This is a genomic window from Streptomyces xingningensis (assembly GCF_054957865.1).
In genome coordinates this window covers 1-3,725 of record NZ_JBDJPF010000139.1, presented here as the reverse complement: position 1 = coordinate 3,725, position 3,725 = coordinate 1, and the positions used below count along the sequence as shown (strand labels likewise).

The following is a 3,725-nucleotide window of genomic DNA, read 5'->3' as shown; positions in this document are numbered from 1 at the left end:
CCTTATGACCATTGCGCCGCGCATCGGAGAGACGCTCCAGCAGCACCAAGCCGACACCCTCCGAGAAACCAGTACCATCAGCCCCCGCCGCAAACGGCTTGCACCGCCCATCAGGCGCCAACCCACGCTGACGGGAAAACTCGGTGAACATCAGCGGGCTGGACAGGACGAGCACGCCTCCGGCCAGCGCGAGCGAGCACTCGCCCTGCCGCAGCGCCTGCGTCGCCACATGAACGGCCACCAGCGAGGCCGAGCAGGCGGTGTCCACCGTCACCGCCGGTCCCTCCAGGCCGAACGTATAGGCAACGCGGCCGGAGATGATGCTGGCCAGGCTGCCGGTGGTGGCGTGTCCCTCGAAACCCTCGGGGATACGGGGCAGTTGCGAGAGGTAATCCTCGCTGGACACCCCTGCATAGACGCCGGTCTGACTGCCTTTCAGGCTCGCGGGGTCGATACCGGCCCGTTCAAAGAGTTCCCAAGAGGTCTCCAACAGCACTCGCTGCTGCGGGTCCATGGCCAGGGCCTCGCGCGGGCTGATCCGGAAGAACTCGGCGTCGAAACGGTCGGCGTCGTCCATGAACCCGCCCTGGCGGACATAGCTGGTGCCGTAGTGGCCGGGGTCCGGGTGATAGAGAGTTTCCAGGTTCCAGCCACGGTCGGTCGGGAAGTCGCCAATGGCATCCCCGCCGGAGGCGATGAACTCCCACAGCTCCTCGGGCGACCCGATGCCGCCCGGGAACCGGCAGGCCATCCCCACGATGGCCACCGGCTCCTGGTCTCGCTCCTCCACCTCGCGCAGGCGCAGCCGGGTGTCGTGCAGTTCGGTGGTCACCCGTCGCAAGTACTCGACCAGTTGCTCTTCGCTCGCCATGTTGTTCACCCGGCCTTCGGCGTGGTGGTCGCACGCGGGACATCCGCTGAGACGCCAAGCTCGTTGTCGATGAAGTCGAGGATCTGGTCGGCGGTCGCGGCCTTGAGCCGTTGTGCCGCACCATCGTCGTCCGCCGTCGGTGTGGCCGCCGCCCGCCACTTGGCCAGCAGGAACTCGAGACTGGCGGTGATCTCGCCGGAGCGTGTGTCCCCCGGTTCGATGGCCACCGTGGCCAGGGAACTCCCGATCCTGGCCAGTTCGGCCAGGATCGGGGTGACCGCATCGGCGGCGGGCGGCATCTCGCCGTCGGGCGCCAGACGTTCCTCCAGGTGTCCGGCGATGGCCGCGGGGGTCGGGTAGCGGAACACCAGGGCCGTGGGCAGGCGCAGCCCGGTGGCCTCCACAAGCCGGTTGCGGAGTTCGACGGCGGTGAGGGAGTCGAAGCCAAGTTCCTTGAACGCGGCCTCGGCCCGCATCCCCTCGGCGTCGGCGTGGCCCAGGACGGCCGCGGCGTGGGTGCGCACCAGGCCGACCAGGAGGCGCTGCCGCTCGGCGGGCGAGAGACCGGCCAGCCTCCCGGACCAGTCGGCAGGCCGCTGACGCGTGGCTGCCGCCCGCCGGGCCGGGCCGCGCCGGGACGCGGGCCGGGCATGCACGGGCTCGGCAGCCAGGACGCGCCGGGCGAGGTCCGCGGCCAGTACGGCGGGCTCGCCGCGCCGCAGGGCGGTGTCGAGCAGGGCCGCCGCCCGATCGTGGGCAGGCACCCCTCCAGGGCCGTACATGACCACCGTTCCCGGTGCTCCCATGGCGCGGCGGTGCGTCATCAGGGCGGCGGTGAACGCATCGACGGCGGAGCATACGCCGGTCACGGCCCCGTCCGGCGCGAGGACGGAGAACACTGCCGACGGCGTGCCCTCGGTCGCGGAGTGCAGCCCGGCCACGGCCGCGGCGCGCGCCGCCCATACCTCATCGGCGTCCGCATCATCACCGGGCATCCCGGTCACGAGGACGACACCGGTGAGGGGGTGCGCCGGATCGGTGGCGGCAATGGCTTCCGCCACGGCGTCCGGGTCCGCCGGATCGGCGTCGGCGTAAGTGACCGTAACGCCGGGCAGGGCGGCCAGGGCTTCGGGATCGCCGGAGTGCCCGGGAGTGAGGAGCAACAGATGCCGGGCGTTCCAGTCACGCGCGAGGCGTTCGGCGAGCGCGGTCAACACGTCGACGGCTCCCGCGAGGAGGACAGTGCCGTCCGGGTCCAAAACGCCCTGGCCCGGAGAGACTTCCGCCACACCGACCGGGACCAGTCGTCGCGCCAGCAGCTGCCCGGTGCGCACGGCAACCTGCCATTCATGGCCGGTGCTGGCCGATGTCACGGCACTGACCAGGACTTCATGGTCACCCTCGGCCTCCGCGTCCAGGTCGATGAGGAGGAACAGGCCACGCCGCCCGTCCCTCCGGGCGCCATGGACCAGACCCCAGGCGCTCGCGGCGGACGCGTCCGGGGCGTCGCCGTCCCCGATGGCGACCGCGTTCCGCGTCACAAACACCAGCCTCGCTCCGGCCAACCGAGGCTCGGCAAGCCAGCGTTCGACGAGATCCCGGGTACGCCGCACGACCTCGAGCCCGCCGCCGTCCCCGGTCACCCTGGCGACGACGACGCGCGGCACAGGCTGCCCCGCATCGACCGCCGCCACCAGCCCGTCCAGGTCCGGGTGGCAGACGAACCCGGGACGGTCCTCACCGAGCAGTACCCAGCCGTCGTCGGACGCCTCGTCGGCCTCCGACACCAATGGCGCCCAGTCCCAGCCGTACAGCCCTTCGGCCGGCCGCAGTTGTTCCCTGGTCGCGGGCCGCAGCATCAGCTGGTCCAGCGTCAGCACGGGGATGCCCTGGGGATCGGCCACGGTCACGGCGAATCCCTGGTCCGGGTCCTCCCCCAGTGGGGAAAAGCGAACGCGGACCGAGGTGGCTCCGGACGCCCACAGCGACACCCCGTTCATCGTGAACGGCAGCCGCACCTCTTCCATTCCGCTGCGCTCGGCCAGCAGGACGGGTTGCAACGCGGCGTCGAGCAGCACCGGGTGAATGCCGAACGTGTTCTCCGCGCTCTTCTCCATGACGACCTCGGGGAGCACCGCCTCGGCAAACAGGTCCCGGCCGTGCCGCCACACGGCGCGCAGCCCCCGGAACGTCGGCCCATACTCCACACCGGCCGCGGCCGCCCGCTCGTAGAACTCGTCGATGCCCACCGGTTCGGCTCCTTCCGGTGGCCACCGGCCCGCCAACTCCGCAGCAATATCACCGAGTTCCGGTACTAGTACACCGGTGGCGTGGCAAGTCCAGGGTTCGTCGTCATCGGGCCGGGAAAAGACCTGCGCCTCCCGACGCCCGTCCTCACCGGAGGCGGCCACCACGACCTGGATCCGCAACCCTCCTGCTTCGGGCAACACCAACGGCGTGCGCAGCACCAGCTCCTCCACTCCGGCACAGCCCGCCTCATCGGCCGCGCACACCACCCACTCCAGCAGTACAGCGCCCGGCACCAGGGCCGCGCCCAGCACCGTGTGCTCTGCCAGCCAGGGGTGCGCCTGCCGGGAGAGGCGGCCGGTGAGCACATGCCCGTTGCCGTCGGCAAGCTCCACGGCCGCGCACAGCAGAGGGTGCCTGGTCGGGTCCGTGCTCGCACCGGTGGGGGTGTCCAGCCAGTAGCGCTGGTGTTGGAAGGGGTAGGTGGGGAGGTCGATGGTGCGGGGGGTGGGGTCGGTGGGGTACCACGCCGTCCAGTCGACTTCGACCCCCGCGGTGAAGGCGGTGGCCAGGGCGTGGGCGAGTTGGGTGCGGTCGTCCTGGTCGC

2 protein-coding genes are annotated in these 3,725 nt (G+C 71.2%); both read right to left on the bottom strand.

Features of this window, described 5'->3' with window-relative positions; translation table 11 throughout:
* A partial coding sequence (locus ABCR83_RS32390) for a beta-ketoacyl synthase N-terminal-like domain-containing protein (protein ID WP_462698840.1) occupies positions 1-871 on the bottom strand: 871 nt, incomplete at its 3' end.
* Positions 872-876: 5 nt separating this feature from the next.
* Positions 877-3,725 (bottom strand): polyketide synthase dehydratase domain-containing protein (locus tag ABCR83_RS32385; RefSeq protein WP_462698839.1); only part of this gene is annotated, 2,849 nt, incomplete at its 5' end.